We start from the raw sequence: 23,952 nt of genomic DNA, 5'->3' as shown, positions 1-23,952 counted from the left end.
TTTTTATAGGTCGATCAGACGGACAGAAAGTATATCTTGCACTTCGGTTAATTCTTTGACAATTTCGTCCTCAAGATGTTTGTCGAAAGAAAGCATCATGATGGCTTCGCCGCCTTTTTCTTTACGTCCTACTTGCATTGTCGCAATGTTGACATCATGGTCGCCTAATATTTGTCCAACCTTTCCAATCACACCAGGGGCATCAGTATGCTGGATGTAGACAAGGTGTCCATCTGGATAAAAATCAATATTAAATCCATTAATGGAAACAACGCGTTCTCCTAAATGCGGGATGTAGGTTGCTTTTAGAGTAAAGGTTGAAAGGTCACCTTTGACTTCAATAGAAATGCTGTTTTCGTAACCAGATTCGCTGGAAGAAATTTTTTCACTAAAGCTAATGCCGCGTTCTTTTGCCACCATCCCAGCATTTACTTCATTTACAGTCGAATCGACGCGTTCTTTTAAAAAGCCTGACAGGAGACTTTTTGTAATAAAGGAGGTTTCGAGTTTTGAAATAGAGCCTTCGTAAGAGATGCTTACTTCTTTTACAGGCTCTCTCATTGATTGAGAGACAAGACGTCCGAGCTTTCCTGCAAACTGATGATAAGGCTGAATCTTTTTGAACTCGTCTTTTGTCATCGCTGGTAGATTAATAGATGACATGACAGGGAGTCCTTTTGCAAATTGAAGTACTTCTTCAGAAACTTGCGCCGCTACATTTAATTGTGCTTCCTTTGTCGATGCGCCAAGATGCGGAGTCGCAATGACGAGCGGATGGTCTACAAGCGGATTATCAGTAGGAGGTTCTACCTCAAATACATCGAGTGCAGCTCCTGCAACATGGCCGCTTTCAAGCGCTTCAAGAAGGTCACCCTCGTCAATAATACCGCCGCGCGCACAGTTCACTAGGCGAACGCCTTTTTTCGTTTTTGCAATTGTTTCTTTATTGAGAAGCCCTCTTGTTTCTTTTGTTAATGGGGTATGTACAGTGATAATATCTGATACTTCGAGTACTTCATCAAGTGATTTGGCATTGACACCAATTTTTTCTGCACGTTCCTTTGTGAGAAATGGGTCAAATACGTTGACTGTCATGCCAAATGCTCTTGCACGCTGAGCGATTTCGCTTCCGATTCTGCCAAGTCCAACAATCCCAAGAGATTTTCCATAAAGCTCAGCACCAACATATGCGCCTCTGTTCCATTCTTTTGATTTCACAGAAATATTGGCTTGTGGAATATGACGCATGAGCGAAGAGATCATGGCAAATGTATGCTCAGCTGTGGAGATCGTATTACCGTTTGGTGCATTGATGACAATGACGCCATGCTTGGTCGCTTCATCAATATCAATATTGTCTACTCCCACACCGGCACGGCCGACAATTTTTAATGAAGACATTTTTTCATAAAGCTCTTTGGTCACTTTCGTAGCACTTCTGACAAGTAAGGCATCAAATGTGTGTAATTCATCTTCTGCTTCTGTTACATTTTTTTGGACAATTTCAACAAAATCTGATTCTAAAAGTGGTAAAAGACCATCATTGCTCATCTTATCTGAGACTAATACTCGAAACATCGTAAGATTTCCTCCTAAAATAAACGTCATAAATATCTGATAATTTACCATATTCCTTTTCACTGTGTCAATCAAATTAAAGCAGTAAAGCGAAAAAGAAAACACGAACATTTATTGGTATCTTTATAAAGAATGGACACCTTTAAACAAAAGATAACCAATTTTTGCGCATTTGTCATTATAATTTTTAAGTTTTTTACGATTTCTTAAAACTGATGAAATTGCTCAGGATTTTTATCTGTACAAATGCTCATATATCATATATAATGATGTCGAATTGAATAATGATCAATCTTCGGGGCAGGGTGCAATTCCCTACCGGCGGTGATGAGCATAGTCTCTAAGCCCGCGAGCCTTTTTTGGCAGGATTCGGTGTGATTCCGAAGCCGACAGTATAGTCTGGATGGGAGAAGATGGAGGTTCGTAAACGTTGAAAACATGGTTTTTCACACGTTTATTTGTCTAGCCAAAATTCCCCGCTCCTGTTTTCATGAGCGGTTTTTTTGCGGCTGAAATTGAACAATCCTCTTTTCGAAAGATTTGATCGAAAAGGAGAGAGAATATTGAATCAAAGTAAAGTAAAACGTTTAGTCGTCACCAGTATGCTCAGCAGTATTTCGTTCGTGTTAATTTTATTGGATTTCCCTTTCCCAGGGCTTCCAGCGTATTTGAAAATTGATTTCAGTGATATACCAGCCATTATTGCGATTTTAATTTATGGGCCGGGTGCAGGAATTGCCGTTGAGGCATTAAAAAATGTTCTGCATTATCTCATTCAAGGCAGTATGTCTGGTGTTCCAGTTGGGCAAGTCGCGAACTTCATTGCAGGCACATTATTCATCTTACCAGTCGCCTTTATGTTCAAAAAAATTAAATCAGCAAAAGGGATGGCATGGTCAATGATCATCGGTACATTACTGATGACTGTGATGATGAGCATTTTAAATTACTTCTTATTCCTGCCAGCTTACACATGGTTTTTAAACGCACCTGAACTATCTGATCATGCGCTCAAGACGACCATTACAGCAGGGATCTTACCTTTTAACTTTATTAAAGGAATGATCATTACCATCGTGTTTAGCTTCATTTTTGTGAAAATGCGTCCATGGTTTGAAAATAAACGCCGACTTCAAAATAGTTAATATAAAAAAAGCCCCTGCATAAGGGGCTTTTATACTATTCATGCTTAAGTGGGTCACCCTCGAAAGATTCGTCCGCAACTTTGATTGAGTCAGTTGGACATCCTTCAAATGCATCAAGCATATCTTCTTCAAGTACTTCTGGAACTTCTACAGTCCCTTGGTTGTCGTCAAGCGTAACAAATGCAATGCCTTCATCATCATAATCATAAATGTCTGGAGCAGCTGCACCGCATGCGCCGCAAGCAATACATGTGTCTTTGTCTACAATTGTATATTTTGCCATGTTAAAAAATACCTCCCAGATAGTTCGATGGAACACATGGTTTAACCTTTTTAGTTTCACCGATAAAAAACAATTTCCTCAAACCTTATTGTAATGATTTTAAATTCACATTTCAACTGTAAAGTGATTGAGAATGCTTATCACATAAGGGTTTGTTCATAACTTTCCCCCATAAATTGAGTTTAAACATTTCTTCTTGTATGAAATCTGTTAAAATAAAGGGAGAAAATATTCGAATTTTGTCAGGAAGACAGGTGCATTGATGAATGACTCTTCATTATTTGGATGTCATGTTAATGGACAGCGTATATAAATTGAACGGCGAACGCTCCATTAGTGCTGTCTACCATCTTTTTAAAGGAAAAAAATCATCACAAACCATACAGGATGCCAGCTTGTTTGAGCTTTCCAGGTACTTCGGCTGTTACCAGGGGTTTACGAGGGATCAGCTGAATCGTTCTGCTTTAAAGCTTGAAGAGAAGCACTACATTAGAAAAAACGATGAGACATTCAGCATCACTGAAGCAGGGCAGCGAATGCTAAACCAGCATTTTTCTGAAAAACCGATGCCCGCTTATTTTCATGGTGCCAAATATCACGATAAAGCAAAGATGCTATGGATGAGGCTCTCTTTACTTGTACAAGTGCTTTCTCACTATATGGCTGGATCGCATCAATATGTTCCAATACAAAGAGATGTCTCGGTTCAAAGCTGGACGAAATCTTTCTTGAAACAGCATCAGCAGAAAAGCAAGCTTTCAGAAGATCTGCATCATGAACTAGAAAAGCTCCTTGTTTGTTTAAGCGATCAAGAGGCACTGATTTTTGTTTATTCATTGACCTCAAATGAACGAATCGGGCGTACGTATCAGCAAATGGCGGAGTGGATGAAAGAAGATGTGTGGTATGTGTACCTGCTTTTTTGGAATGTACTCCATTATTTTATTCAATCTGCCCAAAAAGGTGAGGCACCGATTTTGCAGCAGCTCGTAGGTGACCTTGAATTCAAACGCGTGTTAACAACTTCTACCCATAAAACACTTGAGCTTGTCCAAAAAGGATTTGATATTGAACAGATTGCTCACATTCGTTCACTAAAAAAGGCAACGATCGAAGATCATATCGTGGAGCTGTCGATACATGAGCCAAGCTTTTCAATAGATCCGTATGTGAGTATAGAAGAGCAGCGGGCGATCCTTACTGTAGCCAGGGAGCTTCAAACAAATAAAATGAAGCTGATTAAAGAAAAACTCGAGCATCCATTTACTTATTTTCAAATACGATTGGCACTGACAAGGATGGTGAAAGCAAATGGATAAGCTTCATCAGACGCTCATGCGATACTTTGGCCACGACACTTTTAAAGTGGGTCAAGAGGACATAATTCAAAGTGTACTGCATCAAAAAGATACGGTTGCCATGCTGCCTACTGGCGGAGGGAAGTCACTTTGCTATCAAATTCCTGGCTATATGACAGAAGGATTAGTTCTGATTATTTCGCCTCTTTTATCGCTTATGGAGGATCAAGTCGAACGAATGAAAATGCGCGGAGAAAAACGAGTGGCGGCGCTTAACAGCACATTGTCTTTTCAGGAGAGACGACATATCATTCGGCATTTGCCATCATATAAATTTTTATTCGTCGCACCTGAGGCATTAATGTCAGAAGTCCTGCTAGAACAGCTCAAGTCGATGCATATTGGTCTGTTTGTCGTCGATGAAGCGCATTGTATATCAGAATGGGGGCATGATTTCCGTCCTGAATATTCAAAGCTGGGAGAATGGAGAGAAGCGTTAGGTCATCCTGTTGCTTTAGCTCTTACAGCTACAGCAACGAAACAAACGCTAAAAGATACAGTGCAAACGCTAAGATTACAGCATCCTGACTTTCATATTCATTCCGTCAACCGCCCGAACATTGCCTTCGTCAAAGAAGCGCACGAATCGAAAGAAGCAAAAGAGAAACGGGCCATTGAGCTTGCGGACTTCCTGCAAGGACCAGGTCTTATTTATTGCCCGACCCGGCAAATGACAGAAGAGCTTGCACTCTGGATGAAACAAAAAACCAATCAGCGTGTTGAGTTTTATCATGGCGGAATGGATGCAGGAGACCGTATGCTCATTCAGCAGCAATTTATCAGCGGTCAGCTTGATCTCATTTGCTGCACGAGTGCTTTTGGCATGGGAATTGATAAAGCGGATATCCGATTTGTCATTCATATGAGCCCGCCGCAATCGATTGAAGCATTTATGCAAGAGATTGGAAGAGCGGGAAGGGATGGGAAAAACAGTGTGAGCATTCTTTTATATACAGAAGAGGATGCAGATATTCAGCAACACTTGATCCAAGCAGAAGGATTTGACGATCCAGAAATTGATTTCTACTTAGCACAGCTCACACAAATGCAGACAAATGATGAAAAAAAATTACGTGAACGATTAATGGAAACAGGGCTTCAGGAGACCCGTGCAAGAATGCTGACGCATTATTACATGATGCATGAGTCCGAACAGCGCCCGGCAATCCTCATGAATCTAAAAGAAAAATTGCAGGATAGACAAACAGAAAAGCTGAGAAAAGTGTGGCAATTTAAAGAGCGGATCATGGGTCATGACTGCTTTAGACAATCTCTGTTATCATACTTTCACGAACAGCTTAATCAAACAGAGCACGCGTCCTCTGATCATTGCTGCTCTTCTTGCGGACTTGACCTGTCTGATTATGAAAAAAAAGATCAATCATTGGAGCTGAATGAAATGAAACACTGGAAGACCGTGCTGGATCGTATGTTTCATCTGACAAAAGAGGCGCAGCATTGATTGAACAACATCGTCGAATCATTGAAAAATTAACCGATCGACAAGTCGTAGAACAGCTGTATTTCACGCAGCTCCTCATGCTTATCGTTTCTTTTTTACTAGGCATATTTATGTTCGATCAATGGACGGATTTTACAGCCCTTTGGCAGATTCATGATATGCGCATTCTGACATATGGAATTGGCGGTGCTTTGCTCGTCATCATTGTGGATGCGATTGTCATGAAGGTGTTTCCCGCTCATATGTATGATGATGGCGGTTTAAATGAAAAGATGTTCAAAAACCGAAGCATCCCGCATATTGTTTGGTTAGCACTTCTCATCGCCTTTTCAGAGGAAATACTATTTCGCGGAATCGTTCAACAGCAATTTGGGCTGGAGATTGCCAGCATCGTGTTTGCGCTTCTTCACTTTCGCTATTTATCAAAAATACTCTTGTTTATCCTCGTGGTTTCCATTAGTATTTTTTTAGGACTTTTATACGAGTGGACGGGGAATTTATTTGTTCCTGTCATGACTCATTTTGTCATTGACTTAGTCTTTGCTTGTCAAATTCGTTTGAAATATAAGGGGAGGGATGAACATGGAAGAAATGTCGAGAATGCAGAGAAAGAAGGAGCAGCTGACAAACAACCATGACGACGATGTAGAGGAAATTCTTGAAGAAAAAGTACTTCCTTCTGATGACTCTCACTTTCCTACACGAGAAGACTTTCATGAATATAAGAAGCAGCGCACGAAAAAAGTGCGCAATCCTTTGTTTACGACATTGGCTATTATCTTTCCTATCATCGTCATCACTGTTTTCTTTCTATTGATCTATTACACATCAAAGGAAATCAACGATAATAACAATCAAGGTGTATACATCGATAAAACCTCAAGTGCTGACACAGACCCAGTTCCGTCAGCACTTGTCGAAACAAAAAATGACGCTAGCGATGATAAAGCGGATGCGTCTGATGAAGAGAAGAAAAAGAAAGATGAAGAAAAAGAAAAGCAGCGATCAAAAGAAAAAGCAGAGCAGAAGAAAAAAGAAAAAGCCGCTAAAGAGAAAGAAGAGCGTGAAAAAGCCGCAGCTGCGAAAAAGCGTGAACAGCAGCAGCTCGCACTGCAAAAACAACAAGAAGAGAAAAAACGAAAAGAAGCCGAAGAAAAAAAGAAGCAGGAAGAAAAGCCGGTTCGTGTCGTACAGCACACTGTGGGCCCAGAGGAAAACCTGTATCGAATCTCGATGAAATATTACAAAAACCGATCGGGTGAAGAGAAAATTAAAGCCTATAATCATTTAAATGGGAACAGTGTATACAGTGGTCAAGTACTCAACATTCCATTGGAAAACTAATTACCTGACATGATCGAATGAAAAAGCACATACATATGTAGAAAAAAGGGACAGGGTGTATGTGATGACATTGCACGTAATCAGCCGCTATATGGATCAGCCGACACAGAAAATGATGGAAACGTTGATCAAAAGAAAGCACAAATATGAGGGCTTTGCTAAGCAGTGCAAAAGATGGCAATGGACAGCCCTATTGTCGCTGGCGATTCTTTTGTTTTATTTTGTAATAACGGCAAATAAGGGAGGCTCTCTTCAGCCGGAAGCGATGATTGCAACACTGCTTGGTCATGAGATCTTTCTATTTTGGATAATGGCTGAGGTGTTTGCTTTTTACGCATCTTATTACTATAAGAAAAAAGAGGAAAAGGCTGAGGATGAATATCATCGGCTTAGATGTGAGATTATACAAAAAAGCACAGACTTATGGCCGCAATCAGACCAGTGGAAAGAGCGTGAAGCGGTTTTTCACTATATGCAGAAGCAATATGACATTAATCTCTATTATGAAAGTAAATAAATGTGTAAAAAGACGTTTTAATAGTTGAAACGTCTTTTTTCATTCAAGCGTCTTATGAACGAAACAAATGCAAGGGAGCCATTTATGATGAAATATGCCATCGGATTTACTGCCGCCATTGCGGCTGTTACAACAGGTGTGTGTGTAACGGCAAAAATGGTGAAAACGGCAAAACAAAACAACATCAAAAAGCATTACTTTACAATAGAGGCACTTCAATCAGATCGACCAGCAGTGATTTTCTTTATTTCTGATACACACCGGCGTCTTATTAGTGACTCATTATTAGCAGAAGTCACACAAGAAGAACCAGATGTCATTATGGTAGGCGGGGACTTAGCAGAAAAAGGTGTACCCTACGCCAGGATTGAAGAAAATGTGAAACGTTTATCAAGAATTGCGCCCGTTTATTTTGTTTGGGGAAATAATGATCATGAGCTGCACCAGCAGAAGTTTAAAGAGATACTTCATGCATATGATGTCACGACTCTGCAAAATGAAACGGCTGTGTGGGATTTCGAAGGCCAGCCAATCAAAGTTGGAGGTATCGATGATATTCGGCTTGAAAAGGCGGATTATGAAGCGATACGGCCTGAGTTTGTGAAAGATGAAGTGAATATTCTCTTATCACACAACCCAGATGTACATCATTTGATGAGTGAAGAAGAGGGAATCGACCTTGTTCTGAGCGGTCATACGCATGGAGGTCAGATCCGAATCGGAAAATTTGGTCCGTATGAAAAAGGAAGAACAGGTCAGGTCAAAGGCGCGTTTTTTCTCATTAGTAATGGCTATGGAACAACAAAGATTCCAATGCGTCTCGGGGCAGAACCAGAAACCCATCTGATCTATTTAATGCCTGTAAAAACGCGATGACTTGCTGCACCCTCAATATTTTCCATAAAAGTCACCGTAAGCATAGCTTCATGCTTGTCTTCCGTCTTGACACAGTGTAAACTGAATACAAAATTAAGAACCTATGACTCATCATCTCATATACTACAGTATGATGTGTGTTTAGAAGAGGCAGGAGGGAACGTTATGCGACTGGAGCGTCTGAATTATAATAAAATCAAAATTTTTCTCACACTAGATGACCTGACAGACCGGGGTCTTACGAAAGAAGACCTTTGGAAAGATTCGTTCAAAGTCCATCAGCTGTTTAAAGACATGATGAACGAGGCGAATCAGGAGCTCGGTTTTGAAGCGAGTGGACCGATTGCTGTTGAAGTATTTTCTCTTCAGGCGCAGGGGATGGTCGTCATTGTCACAAAGAGTCAGCAGGAAGATGCTGATGATGATGAGTTTGATGAAGATTACATTGAGATGCAAGTCAAGCTCGACGAGAGTAATCATGTGCTCTATCAATTTGCCTCGTTTGAAGATGTGATTCAACTGTCCCATAGTTTAAGTCGTATTGGGCTTTTAGGGGGTACAGTTTACCATTATGAAGGTCAATATTTTCTCAGCTTAGATGATTTTGAAGAACTGTCTGCTGATACAGTCATTTCCATTTTAGCGGAGTTTGGTTCTCCTACGACATTAACGATTCATCGGCTAAAAGAATATGGAAAAGTGATCATGCAAGATGATGCAGTGAAAACGATTCAAATGTATTTTTAATCACTTTTTTCTATTATATTTAATACTGTTGTGATGAAACAACAGTATTTTTTATATCCTTTTTTATATTTATAAACACTGATATTTTATTTTGATAAAAAACGTTTTTTACCTTTGCTTTACCAGTACGAAGGTGTATACTATTGCTTGAAAGGGAGCAGTAGATCATGAAAGATTTCTAGGGGGTTTATTTTAATGGCAGCCGATCAAAACGCCGCTCATAACGCAGAAGATAAGCTAGATGTTTTAAAGTCAACTCAAACCGTCATACATAAAGCGCTAGACAAATTAGGGTATCCGCAAGAAGTGTATGAATTGCTGAAGGAGCCAATTCGTCTATTAACGGTCAAAATTCCAGTACGGATGGATGATGGATCAGTGAAAATTTTCACTGGTTACCGTGCACAGCACAATGATGCTGTCGGACCGACAAAAGGCGGCATTCGTTTCCACCCAAACGTTACTGAAAAAGAAGTAAAAGCGCTTTCAATTTGGATGAGTTTAAAATGTGGTATTGTGGATCTTCCTTATGGCGGAGGAAAAGGCGGTATTATCTGTGATCCAAGAGAAATGTCATTTAGAGAGCTTGAAAAGCTAAGCCGCGGCTATGTTCGCGCAATCAGTCAAATCGTTGGTCCAACAAAAGATGTACCAGCACCAGATGTGTTTACAAACTCTCAAATTATGGCATGGATGATGGACGAATATTCTAGAATTGATGAATTTAACTCGCCAGGATTTATTACAGGAAAACCAATTGTTCTTGGAGGGTCACACGGACGTGATACTGCAACTGCAAAAGGTGTGACGATCTGCATCAAAGAAGCGGCGAAGAAAAAAGGAATTGACATCAACGGGGCTCGTGTTGTCGTACAGGGATTCGGAAATGCAGGAAGCTACTTGGCTAAATTCATGTATGATGCCGGAGCAAAAATCGTAGGGATTTCAGATGCTTATGGCGGATTATACGATGAAGATGGTCTTGATATTGACTACTTGCTAGACCGGCGTGACAGCTTTGGAACCGTGACTAAATTATTTAACGATACCATTACAAACCAAGAGCTGCTTGAGCTTGATTGTGATATCTTAGTACCTGCAGCCATTGAGAACCAAATCACTGAAGATAACGCGGCAAACATTAAAGCCAAAATTGTCGTAGAAGCAGCAAATGGTCCAACGACACTTGAAGGAACAAAAATTCTTTCAGATCGTGGAGTACTGCTTGTCCCAGACGTACTTGCGAGTGCGGGTGGTGTAACGGTTTCTTACTTTGAATGGGTGCAGAATAACCAAGGGTTCTACTGGACTGAAGAGGAAGTCGAAACTCGTTTAGAAGATATGATGGTGAAATCATTTAATAATATTTATGAAATGGCGCAAAACCGTCGCATCGATATGCGTCTTGCTGCATATATGGTCGGCGTACGTAAAATGGCTGAAGCTTCTCGATTCAGAGGCTGGATTTAAGCGGCTTATTTGCATCGCGCCTTAAAATCTCCTATCCTTAAATAGGAGATTTTTTTATGGAATGGAACAAATCATCAAACAGCTAGCAGTTGTTATTGTATTGAAACGACAGGAGTGGAACAAATGAAACAAGAAAAAGCGATCATAATAGGAGGCGGCCCATGCGGGCTATCAGCTGCCATCGCGTTCAAGCAAATCGGAATTGATGCACTTGTCATTGAAAAGGGGAATGTCGTCAACAGTATTTATCATTACCCAACACATCAAACCTTTTTCAGTACAAGTGAAAAGCTTGAGATTGGTGATGTCGCTTTTATTACTGAAAATCGCAAGCCCGTTCGTATCCAGGCGCTTTCTTATTACCGAGAAGTAGTCAGACGAAAAAGCCTGCGTGTGCATGCCTTTGAAAAAGTAACCGCTGTGACGAAAAAAGATGGCTGTTTTACCGTGAGCACATCAAAAGACGACTATTCATGTGATTACGTCGTGATTGCTACTGGTTACTATGATCATCCAAACTATATGAACGTCAAAGGAGAAGACCTTCCTCATGTGTATCATTATTTTAAAGAAGGACACCCTTACTTTGATAAAGATGTGACGGTGATCGGCGGGAAAAACTCAAGTGTCGATGCAGCGCTAGAACTTGTGAAATGCGGAAGCAGAGTCACTGTGCTGTATCGAGGAACTGAATATTCGTCTAGCATCAAACCTTGGATTTTACCAGAGTTTGAAGCGCTTGTGCGGAATGGAACCATCCGAATGGAGTTTGGAGCGCAGGTGAAGGAAATCACAGAAGAAGAGGTGATTTTTACAAACCAGCAAGATCAAACGGAGCGAGTGAAAAGTGATTATGTTTTTGCCATGACAGGCTATCATCCAGATCATTCTTTCTTAGAAAAAATGGGTGTGACAATTGATCAAGAATCAGGCCGTCCAGCATTTGATGAACAGACGATGGAGACAAACGTAGAAGGTATTTTCATTGCAGGAGTCATTGCAGCTGGAAATAATGCCAATGAAATTTTCATTGAAAATGGAAGGTTTCATGGGGGGCTTATTGCAGAAGAAATCAACAAAAGAATGAACGGATAAAAAAAGAACTGGATCCTTACAAGGGATTCGGTTCTTTTTGATATAAAATGGGATTATATAGAAGAATATTTTCATAAAAATGGGCTCGAGTCATATAAAAAAAGGGTAAATCATGGTACGATAATGAAGGATAATGTAGGGAAAGAGGTCTGGTTATGATCGCAATCATCTCAGCAGGTTTAGCTCCCGGCATCGCACTTTTAAGTTATTTTTATTTGAAAGATCAGTACGACAATGAGCCGGTTCACATGGTCATCAGATCTTTTATGCTAGGTGTCATACTTGTGTTTCCAACCATGTTTATTCAATATGTCCTTCAAGAGGAAAATATCGCAACGAACCCTATCTTGATTTCATTTGTGACGTCGGGCTTTTTAGAGGAATCATTAAAATGGTTTATTTTAATGGTCAGCGTCTATGCGCATGCCCAGTTTGACGAACACTATGATGGGATTGTGTATGGAACAAGTGTCTCACTTGGTTTTGCAACATTAGAAAATATTCTTTACTTGGTCGGACATGGGGTTGAATATGCGTTTACCCGTGCTTTATTACCCGTCTCAAGTCATGCTTTATTCGGTGTTGTGATGGGGTTTTATATTGGGAAAGCCCGTTTCTCTGCAAAAAAAGAGCAAGTGAAATGGTTGATCCTATCTTTAACGCTGCCAGTACTTTTTCACGGCTTATATGATTTTATTCTTCTTGGTATGAGAAATTGGGGATATATTATGCTGCCATTCATGATTTTTTTATGGTGGTTTGGCCTGCGGAAAGCAAAAAAGGCCCGTTCAGTGAAAATGGTGCAAATTTAATGTGGAAAACGTCCTATCAGTTGATAGGGCGTTTTTTTTGTCTTTTCATCCAATTCACTCCTGTGATGAATGTATAAAAATAGGGATCGGAAGAAATATATATTCAAACATCAAAAGTACAGGAGGATCAAATATGGACAAAGCTCGTTTCATGAAACAAATCGTCCTTATCTTCTCAATTGTTCTACTCGCAGCTTCACTGATGTCAGCTGAAAAAAGTGAAGCCTTCACCAGTCAAGTCATCCAGCGAGGTGCAACAGGAGAAGATGTAGTCGAGCTGCAAGCACGGCTCCAATATAATGGCTTTTACAATGGCAAAATTGATGGTGTATATGGCTGGGGGACGTACTGGGCCGTTCGCAACTTTCAAAGCCGATATGGTGTAAAGAAGGTCGATGGACTTGTAGGTAAACAAACAAAAAGCCTATTAGTTCAAAAGACAAAATACTATAAAGACTTTGTTCAGCAGCAGCTGCAAAAGGGGAATGAGTTTACCCATTATGGCGGGAAACCTCTTGATCAGCAAACAAAAGCTTCTGCGAAAAGAAGCTCACAAAAAAAGACAGCTCAAGGGGCAAAAGAGAATCAAAAAAGTCAAAGCGGAGGAAGCGGGACATCTGGAAAGACTGGGAATCAGTCAGGCAATCAGCAAGCAAACCAAACACCGAAACAAACGGCAGCCAACATGCCAGGTGGTTTTTCTAGTAATGATATTCAGCTCTTATCACAAGCTGTTTATAGCGAAGCAAGAGGCGAGCCATATGAAGGTCAGGTGGCGATCGCTGCCGTTATCTTAAATCGATTGAACAACCCGACTTTTCCAAATACGATCGCAGGTGTTATTTTTGAACCGCTTGCATTTACAGCTGTGGCGGATGGTCAATTTTATATGTCGCCAAATGACACTGCTAAAAAGGCTGTGTTTGATGCCATTAACGGCTGGGACCCGTCTGAGAGCGCCGTCTATTACTTTAATCCTGATACAGCAACAAGTCCATGGATTTGGGGAAGACCACAAATTAAACGAATCGGGAAACATATTTTCTGCGAATAAAAAGAGGTGTAAATAAATGATCAGAGGAATATTGATTGCCATTTTAGGAATTGCTGTCATCTCAACAGGTTATTGGGGCTATAAAGAGCATCAAGAAAAAGACGCAGTGCTGCTGCACGCAGAGAACAACTATCAAAGGGCTTTTCACGATTTAACGTACCAAGTGGATCAGCTGCACGACAAACTTGGGGCAACGCTTGCGATGAACAGCCAAACGTCGATTTCACCAGCACTTGCAGATGTATGGAGAATGTCATCAGAAGCACATAACAATGTGAGTCAGCTTCCACTCACATTAATGCCTTTTAACAAAACGGAAGAATTTTTGGCGAATGTCGGAGACTTTAGCTACAAATCATCAGTCAAATCCTTATCAGATGAACCATTAAACAAAAATACGCATAAAACCATTACGTCTTTATATCATCAAGCGGCTGATATCCAAAACGAACTGAGACAAGTACAGCACCTTGTCCTCAATAAAAATTTAAAATGGATGGATGTTGAAATGGCGCTTGCTGATGGCGACCGAAAGAATGATAACACCATCATTGACGGGTTGAAAACAGTCGAGAGAAATGCAGATGCATTTGCGGATGTCAATCTCGGTCCGACAAATGTGTCGACAGAATCAGAAACACATGGCTACAATCATTTAAAAGGGAAAAAGATCTCAAAGAAAGAAGCGATACGCATTGCCCAGCAATTCGCACCTGATCATAATCAACATTTTAAGGTCAGAAAAAGCGGAAGCAAAACCAATCGAGATGTGTACAGCTTATCGATGTCAGATCCTGATAGTAAAGCGAATTTCTATTTAGACTTGACTGAAAAAGGAGGGCACCCAGTCTACCTTCTTCAAAATCGAGACGTAAAAAAACAGAAAATCAGTTTAAATGATGCATCAGAAAAAGCACTCAGCTTCTTAAAGAAGCAAGGATTTGATGCAGAGTCGTTCCATTTAGATGAAAGCGCGCAATTTGATAATATCGGTGTATTTACCTATGTACCTCTTCAAAAAAATGTACTGCTTTATCCAGACAGTATACGCATGAAGGTCGCATTAGATGATGGTGAGGTGGTTGGATTTTCAGCGAAAGACTATTTAACGAATCATAAAACAAGAGACATAAAAGCACCTAAAATCTCACAAAAAGAAGCGAAGAAAACATTGAATCAGCATGTAAAAATCGAAGATTCTCATGTAGCGATTGTTCAAAATGATATGTCAGAGGAAGTTTTGTGCTATGAGTTCCTCGGAACTATTAAGAACGATACGTACCGAATGTTCATTAATGCGGATACTGGAAAAGAAGAACGAGTAGATAAACTAAAAAACGCAGAACCTATATATAAAGACCTATAGAAAAGGAAGTGAGGAAAAGGCGACTAAGCCTTTTCCTTTTGTTTTATACATGGTTTAATATAGGAGAGGATATGATTTCACAGATGAAAAGAGTGATGAGGAATGTTACAAATAGGGGATGCAATCACAATTGAATACGTCAATGAGAACAAAGAAGTGAAAATTGCAAAATCGAAAGTTTTGGAAAATAATAACGATGATATTTGCATTAATTATCCAGCTGATAAAGAAACGGGCCGCACGATCTATTTAAACCAGCAAACAGAAATCACCGTTTTCTTTTTCGATGAAAATCAAATTCCATACAAATGTACAAGCGAAGTCATCGGAAAGAGGAAAGAAGATATTCCGATGATTGTCATTTCCATTCCGCCAAAAGAAGAAATGATTCGGCTTCAGCGCAGAGAATACCTGAGAGTCGATACAATGGTCAAAGCGGCGATCACGCCAACGGATGAAGAAGCCTTTGACACGTTTATTGTCAATATGAGTGCTGGCGGCTTAGCAATTGCTGTTCCTGAAGGTGTCTCATTGAAAGAATACGGAGAAGTGGTCACAGAGTTTGAACTTCCGCTGAAAGAGCCTGTGAAAATTAAAGCGGTTGCAGAGATGAATCGAGTATATCAAGATGAGCAGACTGGCAAAACAAGAGCGATCATGGAGTTTTCTGAGATTACAAATGACCACCAGCAGCACATTATGAAGTACTGCTTCCAGCAGCAGCTTTTAACACGGGTAAAAAAAGCATAAGAATAAAGGATGTTAAAAGCTTCCATACTAGAGGTGAAAGAATCTAGCGTGGAGGCTTTTTGTATGAAGACAATGGAAAGATGGTTATTGAAAGCGGTGCTCATTCAGCTTGTCTTATTATTAGCCGTTCAGATCACACTTCATTTGACAAAAGGAGAACTCTTTTTGTCAAAAGTCGTGCAATACGAGGGTGTAAATAACATGAGCATTGAAGATTGGATCGAAACGTTTAAGCAGAAGGATTGATAGAAAATTCCCCCGTTTGAGCGGTGATCGTGTTACAATTCATAAGGGAGATTCAATCAAGGAGAGGTATTATGAAAAAGAAATTATCTATCGCAATTGACGGTCCTGCTGCAGCAGGAAAAAGCACTGTGGCAAAAATTGTCGCAGCAAAAAAATCATATATTTATATCGATACAGGTGCCATGTACCGCGCGATTACACTTGCGGCACTTAATCATGGTGTAGACCTTGAGGACGAAACAGCACTTGATGCATTACTAAAAAAAACTGTGATTGATCTGGTCTCAACGGACGAGGGACAAAAAGTTCATCTAGACAATACCGATGTCACAGAGGATATTCGCACAGACCGCGTGAGCAACCAAGTATCGGTTGTCGCAAAGCACAGAGCTGTTCGGGAAGAAATGGTCCGCAGGCAGCAAGAGCTTGGTCAAAAAGGCGGTGTCGTTATGGACGGAAGAGACATAGGTACGCACGTTCTTCCAGATGCCGAAGTGAAAATTTTCTTGCTTGCATCAGTAGAAGAAAGAGCAAAACGCCGTTTTGAAGAGAATCAGAAAAAAGGCTACGATGTCAATTACGATCAGCTGATCGAAGAGATTGCAAGACGTGACAAACTTGATTCTGAGCGCGAAGTTTCGCCACTTAAGAAAGCGGATGACGCCATTGAAATTGACACAACTTCTCTTTCCATTCAAGAGGTAGCAGGTAAAATTTTAGATGCAGCAGACCGCGTGGAGAAACAGTAAGAAATTTTAGAAAACTTTAATAAGTTAGAGGTTTATCTCTTGACAAACAAGGTCTTTTATTAGAAGTTTATACTAATACTATTTTTATTGATCATTCAAGCAATTATGTTGATTTGAATGTTTCTTTAATACATATTCGGCTGGTAATCATCATGCTTAAGACACATATTCGCCCAGTCGTTTTAACTAAGCTGTGTAGGTTTGGACCAAGGAGGTTATCGAAATGACAGAGGAAATGAATCAAATCGATGTTCAGGTACCAGAGGTTGGAGATGTAGTGAAAGGGATTGTTTCTAAAGTTGAGGACAAGCATGTCAATGTAGATATCGTCAATGTGAAACAGCCTGGGATCATCCCAATCAGTGAATTATCAAGTCTTCACGTTGAAAAAGCATCAGATGTCGTGAAAGATGGCGACGAGTTAGAGCTTAAAGTAACAAAAGTCGAAGACGATGCTTTGATTTTATCGAAACGTGCTGTTGATGCAGACCGCGCTTGGGAAGACCTAGAGAAAAAGTTTGAGACAAAAGAAGTATTTGAAGCTGAAGTAAAAGACGTTGTAAAAGGTGGTCTTGTCGTAGATATTGGTGTGCGTGGATTTATTCCTGCATCTCTTGTAGAAGCGCACTATGTAGAGGACTTCTCAGACTACAAAGGTAAAACACTCTCACTTGTCGTGGTCGAACTTGACCGCGAAAAAAATCGTGTGATTCTCTCGCACCGTGCAGTAGTGGAGCAAGAGCAATTAGACAAAAAGCAAGACTTTCTGCAAAAGCTTGAAGTAGGCAGTGTGATTGATGGTAAAGTGCAGCGCCTTACTGATTTTGGTGCATTTGTAGACATTGGCGGCATTGATGGATTGGTTCACATTTCTCAACTATCCCATGCGCATGTTGAAAAGCCATCTGACGTAGTGGAAGAAGGCCAGGAAGTCCAGGTCAAAGTACTTGCTGTTGATCGTGATAACGAACGTATCTCACTATCTATTAAAGAAACATTACCAGGACCTTGGAGCCAGATTGGCGAAAAGGTAAAACAAGGTGATGTGCTTGAAGGAACTGTGCAACGTCTTGTGAGCTTTGGTGCATTTGTTGAAATTCTGCCAGGCGTCGAAGGACTTGTGCATATTTCCCAAATCTCTCATAAACATATCGGTACACCGCAAGAAGTCCTTGAAGAAGGGCAGACTGTGAAAGTGAAAGTGCTTGATGTGAATGAAGATGAAGAGCGCATTTCGTTAAGCATCCGTGATTTAGAAGAAAATCCTGAAAAACAAATCGAAGAGAATTATCGTCAATATCAGGCGAAAGAAGAAAACACAAGCGGATTCCAGCTTGGTGACCTGATCGGCGATAAGCTTAATAAATTAAAATAATTTGGTGATCAAAATTGACGAGAGCAGAAAGAAAGAAGCAGCATATTGAACATGCCTTGTCCACTGGACAGCATGCAGCAACAGGTTTAAAAGATGTTTCCTTCGTTCACGTCGGTCTACCAGATCTTGCGACATCACAAATTGATACACATACGACAATTGGCGGACTGACTTTCGGTTCGCCAATTTTTATCAATGCAATGACTGGCGGGGGCGGAAAGTCGACCTATGAGATCAACCGCTCTTTATCGATCGCAGCGAAGGAAACGAATATTCCGGTGGCAGTTGGATCACAAATGGCTGCACTGAAAGATAAAGAAGAAAGACGTACGTATGAAGTTGTTCGAAAAGTCAATCCGGATGGAATTGTGTTTGCGAACTTAGGCAGTGAAGCAACGATTAAGCAAGCGAAGGAAGCAGTCGAGATGCTGGAGGCCAATATGCTCCAGATTCATTTAAATGTGATCCAAGAGATCGTCATGCCTGAAGGAGACCGTGATTTCAGGGGGGCGCTTGAGCGCATCGCAGCCATCGCTGAATCAGTTGGTGTGCCTGTTGTCGTAAAAGAAGTCGGATTTGGCATGAGCAAGGAAACGGCAAAAAAGTTATTTCATGCTGGAGTTGCGGCCGTTGATGTAGGAGGATTTGGTGGTACGAACTTTTCAAAGATCGAAAATCTTCGCCGCCAAAAAGCGCTTCATTATTTTGACCAGTGGGGAATTCCAACAGCAGCGAGTCTTGCTGAAGTACATACAAGTTTTCCAGATCAAACGGTTTTAGCCTCCGGAGGTATACAAGACGCCCTTGATGTAACAAAATCAATTGCTCTTGGCGCATCCGCTGCTGGTCTAGCTGGCTTTTTCTTAAAATCACTGACTGGCGGAGGGGAGAGCGGCCTCATCGCTGATATCATAGATCTTCAAGAAGATGTGAAGATAATGATGACAGTGCTTGGCGTGAAGACCATTGAAGAACTGAGAAAAACCCAGGTTGTCATTTCCGGGGAAACAAGTCATTGGCTCAAAGAAAGAGGCATCGACACAACGTACTATAGTTTAAGATCAAAGAAGAAAAAGGACTAAAATCAAGTTTAGCCCCTAAACATCTAAGGCATGTGGTCATCACATGCCTTTTTTATTGATTTCTTCTTCGTGCGCTATCTGGACCTTCTAATGCTGTTGCCCCTTTATGATGAATGGATTGATCACGGTCAGATTCCACTCTTTTTGATGCCTTTAAGCGTTTTTCCTGTCTATCTTTTCCCATCATGCATCCCTCCTCAATTATTAGAGTGTCACCTCTTGTTTATTTTCATACAATGTCCAAAGCGATCCCTTACGTTTAAAAATTGGGGATTTTCCCATAATGTAATTGAGGTGATGAGACGTTGGAGGCTTTGTACTATTATTGGTCCATATGGTTCGTTTGGATTATGGTGACATTTATTATGGAAAAAAGCTCATGGCGCAGTATGCTAGGCGTTTGTGTCCTCGTCCATATTATATGTAGTCATTTCATGGTATCCATGTTTGATATGAGCCTCAATGCGGGGTACTTGATGACCTTTTTATATGCATGTGCAGGTTTCGTTATATTCCGGTCTGGCCATCAAATGATGAGAATCATGCAATTAGGCTCTATGGTGAGCGCATATGCCTTTTTTATGATTTTTGCATTATATGACCCGGTTTGGTTCACGCTAATAAAAGTGGATTGGGTCGTATTTGCCTTGCTGATCTTGATGTCTTTGACATATGGACATCATTTCACAGAACGAGTCACCCTATGGATGATGTCTGTATGTCTTGGCGAAGCCCTTTATGCGCTGACGATTCACCGCCTGACATCATCGATTGTCATAGGAGATCTCTCTTTTCTGTCCCTTGTTGTTCAAGGGTCCATCTTCCTATTAGGTGTCGATCAGCTTGAAAAGCTCTTGAACGCCCGTTCATCAAGAAAACCAGTAAAAGGGGCTGCAAAATCAACATGACGGATTATACGTTTCCTGTGATTATTGGTGTCATCTTTGGGATGGCGGCCAGACTTTATATGTTAAGAACAGATTACCGGCAATACCCCACGTATATTCATGGACAAGTGATTCATATTGCGCTTGGTTTTATCGCTTCAGGACTTGGTGCGATCATTATGCCTGCACTCATTCAGGAGGAATTTACGGCGATTACCTTTCTCACGCTGGCGGCCACGCAATTCCGAGATGTCCGCAATATGGAAAGAAATACGTTAACTCAAATGGATTCATATGAGCTAGTCTCAAGAGGCAGTACATATATAGAAGGCATTGCCATTGCCTTTGAAAGCCGGAATTATATTGCGATTCTCACGGCACTGATTACGACCACAGCCTGTATTTTCTTCTCGCTCGTTATTGGGACAGTGGTCGGTATTCTTTGTTTTTTCTTGGCAAAGCTATTAATGTCTGGCAGCCAATTAAAGGATATTGTCAATATACAAAAAGGAGAGCTTCGCTTTGATGGGGCAGGGCTTTATGTGAATGATATTTACATCATGAATATCGGACTGCCCGAAAAGCAAAAGCTCATTTTAGAGCATGGGATGGGCTTTATTTTGACGCCGAAAAATTTCAACTCAGCCACAACGATTGCCAATCTTGGGCAGCGGCAAGCCATTTTATTTGATTTATCCAACGTACTTGGTGTGTATCGCGACTCTGGTGAACCATCGCTCTGTCCGCTCGCAAAACGTGATCTAAATAACGGCACACTTGGCGTGTTCATTTTACCGCAATGGTATCGTGAAGATTTGGCTGTCCGTGTATTGGAAGAAGTGCCTATTTTAGAAAATGCCATCAGAATGCCGACAGAGTTCATAAAAAAGAAAGTGAGGTAATAGAGCATGGCGAACACCATTGAACAATTTATACTCGCTGTGGCTACAACAAATAAAGAGCGGGTCATGGGCGGAACAGCCGTTTTTTTCTGTGAAAATAAAGAAGAACTCGACATGTACGCCATGAATTTAGAGGCCATTTTAGATGGAATTGCACACGGAATTGGAGAAGATCTTTACTTGATTGTCAAACATTTTTAAGTTATTCATTGTGGTCTGATTAAAAATTGATATAATATATAAGTTGAACCCTTCATGTTTGAAGGGTTTATTTCATAAAACTGAATGAAAATTTTAAATCCCGGTTGAAACATGATGATGAACATATTGAATCGCGGCTGGATTGAAAGGAAGGGTACTATGGGTAAACCTGTCGTAGCCATTGTTGGAAGGCCCAACGTTGGAAAATCTACAATTTTTAATCGAATCGCAGGCGAAAGAATATCGATTGTAGAAGACACACCTGGTGTAACAAGAGATCGAATCTATAGCTCTGCTGAATGGTTAAATTATGACTTTAACTTAATAGATACTGGTGGAATTGATATTGGAGATGAGCCATTTTTAGCTCAAATTCGCCATCAGGCAGAAATTGCAATGGATGAAGCGGATGTCATTATCTTTATGGTGAATGGCCGAGATGGTGTTACATCTGCGGACGAAGAAGTCGCAAAAATTTTATATCGGACGAAAAAGCCAGTTGTACTTGCTGTCAATAAACTGGACAACCCTGAAATGAGAAGTGACGTGTATGACTTTTATGCACTAGGGTTTGGCGAACCGTATCCGATTTCTGGAACGCACGGATTAGGTCTAGGTGATTTACTTGATGCTGTCGCAGAACACTTCAAAAACTTACCGGATACACAGTATGCGGAAGAAGTTGTTCAGTTCTGCTTAATTGGCCGCCCGAATGTAGGGAAATCTTCTTTAGTGAATGCAATGCTTGGAGAAGACCGGGTCATTGTGAGCAACATCGCTGGTACGACAAGAGATGCTGTGGATACGATGTTTACGTACAATCAGCGTGACTTTGTCATTGTCGATACAGCAGGTATGAGGAAAAAAGGAAAAGTATATGAAACAACAGAGAAATACAGTGTGCTTCGTGCATTAAAAGCCATTGATCGTTCTGATGTTGTCGCTGTTGTTCTAGACGGTGAAGAAGGCATTATTGAGCAGGATAAACGTATTGCAGGCTATGCACACGAAGCTGGTAAAGCTGTTGTGATCGTTGTGAACAAATGGGACGCTGTTGAAAAAGATGAGCGTACAATGAAGGAATTTGAGCAAAACATTCGCGAGCATTTTCAATTCCTGGATTATGCACCTGTCTTGTTTATGTCTGCTCTCACGAAAAAGAGAATTCATACGTTAATGCCATCCATTATTACAGCTAGTGAAAATCATGCGATGCGCGTTCAAACGAATATTTTGAACGATATCATCATGGATGCAGTGGCAATGAATCCAACACCGACTCATAATGGACAGCGTCTGAAAATTTACTATGCGACACAGGTGGCTATTAAGCCTCCGTCCTTTGTGGTGTTTGTAAATGATCCAGAGCTTATGCACTTTTCTTATGAACGTTTCCTAGAAAACCGCATTCGAGATGCATTTGGTTTTGAAGGAACACCGATTAAAATATTTGCGAGAGCGAGAAAATAAAAAGGGTGAGCAGGATGAAGAAAATTTCAGTACTTGGAGCAGGCAGCTGGGGAACAGCTCTTGCGCTTGTATTAGCTGATAATCATCATGATGTACACATGTGGGGACATAGACAAGAGCTTATTGATCAAATCAATGAGAAACATGAAAATCATGATTACTTGCCTAATGTCGAACTGCCAGCGTCTATTCAGGCGACGACAGATATGAAGCAGGCGTTAGAGGGGACAGACGCTATTATTGTCGCTGTGCCAACAAAGGCCATTCGCGAAGTATTAAAGCAGGCAAATGAGCTGATCACATCGAAAGTGCCGTTTGTCCATGTAAGTAAAGGGATTGAACCAGATACACTTCTTAGAATTTCTCAAATGATTGAACAAGAAGTACCTGCTGAGAAAAGAGAAGCTGTTGTTGTCTTATCAGGGCCGAGCCATGCCGAAGAAGTAGGCTTGCGTCATCCGACAACTGTCACTGTCTCATCAGAAAATATTGAAGCGGCTCAATTTGTTCAAGATTTGTTCATGAACAACAACTTTAGAGTATACACAAACCCTGATGTGATTGGTGTAGAAATAGGCGGAGCACTGAAAAATATCATTGCTCTTGCGGCAGGGATCACAGACGGACTTGGATATGGTGACAATGCGAAAGCGGCGCTCATCACTAGAGGACTCGCTGAAATCGCACGTCTCGGTACAAAAATGGGAGGAAATCCTCTGACATTTGCCGGATTAACAGGCGTGGGAGATTTGATCGTGACATGTACAAGTGTTCATTCGCGTAACTGGCGCTGCGGAAATCTGCTTGGTAAAGGGTATAAGCTTGAAGAAGTGCTTGAAAAAATGGGGATGGTTGTTGAAGGCGTCCGTACAACAAAAGGCGCTTATCAGCTCTCCAAAGAATACAAGGTCAGCATGCCGATTACAGAGGCGCTTTACCACGTCTTATTTGAAGGGAAAAAGGTCGACGATGCTGTAGAATCATTGATGGCACGTGTGAAAACACATGAAATGGAAGACCTTGTGAACATGTTTGAAAACCAAACAAAATAAATGGAAGACTGAACTTAGGCATGTAGAGGATGCAAGAAGGGGAAGACTTGCATAACATAGCAATGAAGTTTGAATAGAGCTTTGCCTCTACAGAATGAGGAAAAATAGTCGATTTAATGACTGAAGCAGAG

At 40.8% G+C, this 23,952-nt stretch carries 26 protein-coding genes and 1 riboswitch; of the genes, 23 read left to right on the top strand and 3 right to left on the bottom strand.

The window, feature by feature from the left end:
- Window positions 1-3 precede the first annotated feature (3 nt).
- Window positions 4-1,578 (bottom strand): phosphoglycerate dehydrogenase, encoded by a 1,575-nt coding sequence (serA, locus tag C6348_RS06025; RefSeq protein WP_095285345.1) that lies wholly within the window; start codon window positions 1,576-1,578, stop codon window positions 4-6.
- 287 nt (window positions 1,579-1,865) lie between these two features.
- A riboswitch (FMN riboswitch) is annotated at window positions 1,866-1,997 on the top strand.
- A gap of 144 nt (window positions 1,998-2,141) precedes the next feature.
- Here serA and fmnP point away from each other — a divergent pair.
- A complete protein-coding gene (fmnP, locus tag C6348_RS06020) occupies window positions 2,142-2,723 on the top strand; it encodes a riboflavin transporter FmnP (RefSeq protein WP_034661112.1) in 582 nt (193 codons plus the stop codon).
- A 34-nt stretch (window positions 2,724-2,757) separates the two neighbouring features.
- Here fmnP and C6348_RS06015 read toward each other — a convergent pair whose 3' ends face one another.
- A complete protein-coding gene (locus tag C6348_RS06015; protein ID WP_003215700.1) occupies window positions 2,758-3,006 on the bottom strand; it encodes a ferredoxin in 249 nt (82 codons plus the stop codon).
- A 266-nt stretch (window positions 3,007-3,272) separates the two neighbouring features.
- On the opposite strand from C6348_RS06015, the gene C6348_RS06010 reads away from it, so the two are divergent.
- The 17 genes from C6348_RS06010 to fni all read left to right on the top strand — a co-directional run bounded on the left by C6348_RS06010 (window position 3,273) and on the right by fni (window position 19,309).
- On the top strand, window positions 3,273-4,325 hold the full coding sequence (locus tag C6348_RS06010) for a YpbB family protein (RefSeq protein ID WP_034661110.1): 1,053 nt from the start codon (window positions 3,273-3,275) through the stop codon (window positions 4,323-4,325).
- Window positions 4,318-5,826 carry a RecQ family ATP-dependent DNA helicase gene (locus C6348_RS06005; RefSeq protein ID WP_060596755.1) on the top strand — a complete coding sequence of 503 codons (1,509 nt, stop codon included), beginning with the start codon at window positions 4,318-4,320 and terminating at the stop codon, window positions 5,824-5,826. The genes C6348_RS06010 and C6348_RS06005 overlap by 8 nt, the downstream gene beginning before the upstream one ends.
- Window positions 5,823-6,464: a CPBP family intramembrane glutamic endopeptidase gene (locus tag C6348_RS06000; protein WP_106039216.1), complete on the top strand. Its 642-nt coding sequence runs from the start codon at window positions 5,823-5,825 to the stop codon at window positions 6,462-6,464. The genes C6348_RS06005 and C6348_RS06000 overlap by 4 nt, the downstream gene beginning before the upstream one ends.
- A complete protein-coding gene (locus tag C6348_RS05995; RefSeq protein ID WP_106042290.1) occupies window positions 6,409-7,170 on the top strand; it encodes a LysM peptidoglycan-binding domain-containing protein in 762 nt (253 codons plus the stop codon). The genes C6348_RS06000 and C6348_RS05995 overlap by 56 nt, the downstream gene beginning before the upstream one ends.
- 64 nt (window positions 7,171-7,234) lie before the next feature.
- Entirely contained in the window at window positions 7,235-7,687 is a 453-nt protein-coding gene (locus C6348_RS05990; RefSeq protein ID WP_060596753.1) for a DUF2663 family protein, read from the top strand.
- 87 nt (window positions 7,688-7,774) lie between these two features.
- Window positions 7,775-8,563: a metallophosphoesterase gene (locus tag C6348_RS05985; RefSeq protein WP_034661982.1), complete on the top strand. Its 789-nt coding sequence runs from the start codon at window positions 7,775-7,777 to the stop codon at window positions 8,561-8,563.
- A gap of 165 nt (window positions 8,564-8,728) precedes the next feature.
- Window positions 8,729-9,310: a genetic competence negative regulator gene (locus tag C6348_RS05980; protein ID WP_034661102.1), complete on the top strand. Its 582-nt coding sequence runs from the start codon at window positions 8,729-8,731 to the stop codon at window positions 9,308-9,310.
- A 195-nt stretch (window positions 9,311-9,505) separates the two neighbouring features.
- The gene (locus C6348_RS05975) at window positions 9,506-10,780 is read left to right on the top strand and encodes a Glu/Leu/Phe/Val family dehydrogenase (protein ID WP_007500982.1); all 1,275 of its coding nucleotides are present in this window, start codon (window positions 9,506-9,508) and stop codon (window positions 10,778-10,780) included.
- A 123-nt stretch (window positions 10,781-10,903) separates the two neighbouring features.
- The gene (locus C6348_RS05970) at window positions 10,904-11,875 is read left to right on the top strand and encodes a YpdA family putative bacillithiol disulfide reductase (RefSeq protein WP_034661101.1); all 972 of its coding nucleotides are present in this window, start codon (window positions 10,904-10,906) and stop codon (window positions 11,873-11,875) included.
- 155 nt (window positions 11,876-12,030) lie between these two features.
- Entirely contained in the window at window positions 12,031-12,687 is a 657-nt protein-coding gene (prsW, locus tag C6348_RS05965) for a glutamic-type intramembrane protease PrsW (protein WP_034661098.1), read from the top strand.
- 133 nt (window positions 12,688-12,820) lie between these two features.
- On the top strand, window positions 12,821-13,741 hold the full coding sequence (sleB, locus tag C6348_RS05960) for a spore cortex-lytic enzyme (protein WP_106042288.1): 921 nt from the start codon (window positions 12,821-12,823) through the stop codon (window positions 13,739-13,741).
- A 16-nt stretch (window positions 13,742-13,757) separates the two neighbouring features.
- Window positions 13,758-15,107, top strand: a complete 1,350-nt coding sequence (ypeB, locus tag C6348_RS05955; RefSeq protein WP_106039213.1) for a germination protein YpeB — start codon at window positions 13,758-13,760, stop codon at window positions 15,105-15,107.
- A gap of 102 nt (window positions 15,108-15,209) precedes the next feature.
- The gene (locus tag C6348_RS05950) at window positions 15,210-15,857 is read left to right on the top strand and encodes a flagellar brake protein (RefSeq protein WP_106042286.1); all 648 of its coding nucleotides are present in this window, start codon (window positions 15,210-15,212) and stop codon (window positions 15,855-15,857) included.
- 63 nt (window positions 15,858-15,920) lie between these two features.
- The gene (locus tag C6348_RS05945; RefSeq protein WP_034661090.1) at window positions 15,921-16,103 is read left to right on the top strand and encodes a YpfB family protein; all 183 of its coding nucleotides are present in this window, start codon (window positions 15,921-15,923) and stop codon (window positions 16,101-16,103) included.
- Window positions 16,104-16,174: 71 nt separating this feature from the next.
- Window positions 16,175-16,852: a (d)CMP kinase gene (gene cmk, locus C6348_RS05940; protein ID WP_034661088.1), complete on the top strand. Its 678-nt coding sequence runs from the start codon at window positions 16,175-16,177 to the stop codon at window positions 16,850-16,852.
- 223 nt (window positions 16,853-17,075) lie between these two features.
- Window positions 17,076-18,227 carry a 30S ribosomal protein S1 gene (rpsA, locus tag C6348_RS05935; protein ID WP_034661087.1) on the top strand — a complete coding sequence of 384 codons (1,152 nt, stop codon included), beginning with the start codon at window positions 17,076-17,078 and terminating at the stop codon, window positions 18,225-18,227.
- Window positions 18,228-18,241: 14 nt separating this feature from the next.
- Window positions 18,242-19,309 (top strand): type 2 isopentenyl-diphosphate Delta-isomerase, encoded by a 1,068-nt coding sequence (fni, locus tag C6348_RS05930; protein ID WP_106042284.1) that lies wholly within the window; start codon window positions 18,242-18,244, stop codon window positions 19,307-19,309.
- Between the two features lie 52 nt (window positions 19,310-19,361).
- Here fni and C6348_RS05925 read toward each other — a convergent pair whose 3' ends face one another.
- Window positions 19,362-19,493 (bottom strand): YpzI family protein, encoded by a 132-nt coding sequence (locus tag C6348_RS05925; protein WP_066030721.1) that lies wholly within the window; start codon window positions 19,491-19,493, stop codon window positions 19,362-19,364.
- Window positions 19,494-19,614: 121 nt separating this feature from the next.
- Between C6348_RS05925 and C6348_RS05920 the strand changes: the two genes are divergently transcribed.
- The 5 genes from C6348_RS05920 (at window position 19,615) to C6348_RS05900 (ending at window position 23,821) form a co-directional block, all read left to right on the top strand.
- Complete coding sequence (locus tag C6348_RS05920) at window positions 19,615-20,217, top strand: YphA family membrane protein (RefSeq protein ID WP_223249886.1); 603 nt, start codon at window positions 19,615-19,617, stop codon at window positions 20,215-20,217.
- A complete protein-coding gene (locus C6348_RS05915) occupies window positions 20,214-21,098 on the top strand; it encodes a YIEGIA family protein (RefSeq protein ID WP_034661083.1) in 885 nt (294 codons plus the stop codon). Before C6348_RS05920 ends, C6348_RS05915 begins: the two co-directional genes overlap by 4 nt.
- Before the next feature lie 6 nt (window positions 21,099-21,104).
- Window positions 21,105-21,299 carry a capping complex subunit for YIEGIA gene (locus C6348_RS05910; RefSeq protein WP_003215794.1) on the top strand — a complete coding sequence of 65 codons (195 nt, stop codon included), beginning with the start codon at window positions 21,105-21,107 and terminating at the stop codon, window positions 21,297-21,299.
- 159 nt (window positions 21,300-21,458) lie between these two features.
- The gene (gene der, locus C6348_RS05905; RefSeq protein ID WP_034661082.1) at window positions 21,459-22,769 is read left to right on the top strand and encodes a ribosome biogenesis GTPase Der; all 1,311 of its coding nucleotides are present in this window, start codon (window positions 21,459-21,461) and stop codon (window positions 22,767-22,769) included.
- 14 nt (window positions 22,770-22,783) lie between these two features.
- Window positions 22,784-23,821 (top strand): NAD(P)H-dependent glycerol-3-phosphate dehydrogenase, encoded by a 1,038-nt coding sequence (locus C6348_RS05900; RefSeq protein WP_034661081.1) that lies wholly within the window; start codon window positions 22,784-22,786, stop codon window positions 23,819-23,821.
- Window positions 23,822-23,952 lie beyond the last annotated feature (131 nt).

The sequence above is a fragment of the Bacillus sp. YBWC18 genome, from assembly GCF_002998775.1.
GTDB lineage: Bacteria > Bacillota > Bacilli > Bacillales > Bacillaceae > Bacillus.
Note: the sequence above shows the minus strand (reverse complement) of the source record. Positions and strands in the feature narration are given on the sequence as shown.

Excerpts from the sequence above, each read along its gene's own strand:
- C6348_RS05975 (WP_007500982.1), top strand. The coding sequence starts at position 9,506 with ATGGCAGCCGATCAAAACGCCGCTCATAACGCAGAAGATAAGCTAGAT.
- C6348_RS05900 (WP_034661081.1), top strand. The coding sequence starts at position 22,784 with ATGAAGAAAATTTCAGTACTTGGAGCAGGCAGCTGGGGAACAGCTCTT.
- C6348_RS05910 (WP_003215794.1), top strand. The coding sequence starts at position 21,105 with ATGGCGAACACCATTGAACAATTTATACTCGCTGTGGCTACAACAAAT.
- serA (WP_095285345.1), bottom strand. The coding sequence starts at position 1,578 with ATGTTTCGAGTATTAGTCTCAGATAAGATGAGCAATGATGGTCTTTTA.
- C6348_RS05990 (WP_060596753.1), top strand. The coding sequence starts at position 7,235 with ATGACATTGCACGTAATCAGCCGCTATATGGATCAGCCGACACAGAAA.
- C6348_RS05995 (WP_106042290.1), top strand. The coding sequence starts at position 6,409 with ATGGAAGAAATGTCGAGAATGCAGAGAAAGAAGGAGCAGCTGACAAAC.
- prsW (WP_034661098.1), top strand. The coding sequence starts at position 12,031 with ATGATCGCAATCATCTCAGCAGGTTTAGCTCCCGGCATCGCACTTTTA.
- sleB (WP_106042288.1), top strand. The coding sequence starts at position 12,821 with ATGGACAAAGCTCGTTTCATGAAACAAATCGTCCTTATCTTCTCAATT.
- C6348_RS05925 (WP_066030721.1), bottom strand. The coding sequence starts at position 19,493 with ATGGGAAAAGATAGACAGGAAAAACGCTTAAAGGCATCAAAAAGAGTG.
- C6348_RS06005 (WP_060596755.1), top strand. The coding sequence starts at position 4,318 with ATGGATAAGCTTCATCAGACGCTCATGCGATACTTTGGCCACGACACT.
- ypeB (WP_106039213.1), top strand. The coding sequence starts at position 13,758 with ATGATCAGAGGAATATTGATTGCCATTTTAGGAATTGCTGTCATCTCA.
- C6348_RS05970 (WP_034661101.1), top strand. The coding sequence starts at position 10,904 with ATGAAACAAGAAAAAGCGATCATAATAGGAGGCGGCCCATGCGGGCTA.
- C6348_RS06015 (WP_003215700.1), bottom strand. The coding sequence starts at position 3,006 with ATGGCAAAATATACAATTGTAGACAAAGACACATGTATTGCTTGCGGC.
- rpsA (WP_034661087.1), top strand. The coding sequence starts at position 17,076 with ATGACAGAGGAAATGAATCAAATCGATGTTCAGGTACCAGAGGTTGGA.
- der (WP_034661082.1), top strand. The coding sequence starts at position 21,459 with ATGGGTAAACCTGTCGTAGCCATTGTTGGAAGGCCCAACGTTGGAAAA.
- C6348_RS06010 (WP_034661110.1), top strand. The coding sequence starts at position 3,273 with ATGACTCTTCATTATTTGGATGTCATGTTAATGGACAGCGTATATAAA.
- cmk (WP_034661088.1), top strand. The coding sequence starts at position 16,175 with ATGAAAAAGAAATTATCTATCGCAATTGACGGTCCTGCTGCAGCAGGA.
- C6348_RS05985 (WP_034661982.1), top strand. The coding sequence starts at position 7,775 with ATGAAATATGCCATCGGATTTACTGCCGCCATTGCGGCTGTTACAACA.
- C6348_RS05980 (WP_034661102.1), top strand. The coding sequence starts at position 8,729 with ATGCGACTGGAGCGTCTGAATTATAATAAAATCAAAATTTTTCTCACA.
- C6348_RS05945 (WP_034661090.1), top strand. The coding sequence starts at position 15,921 with ATGAAGACAATGGAAAGATGGTTATTGAAAGCGGTGCTCATTCAGCTT.
- C6348_RS05950 (WP_106042286.1), top strand. The coding sequence starts at position 15,210 with ATGTTACAAATAGGGGATGCAATCACAATTGAATACGTCAATGAGAAC.
- C6348_RS05915 (WP_034661083.1), top strand. The coding sequence starts at position 20,214 with ATGACGGATTATACGTTTCCTGTGATTATTGGTGTCATCTTTGGGATG.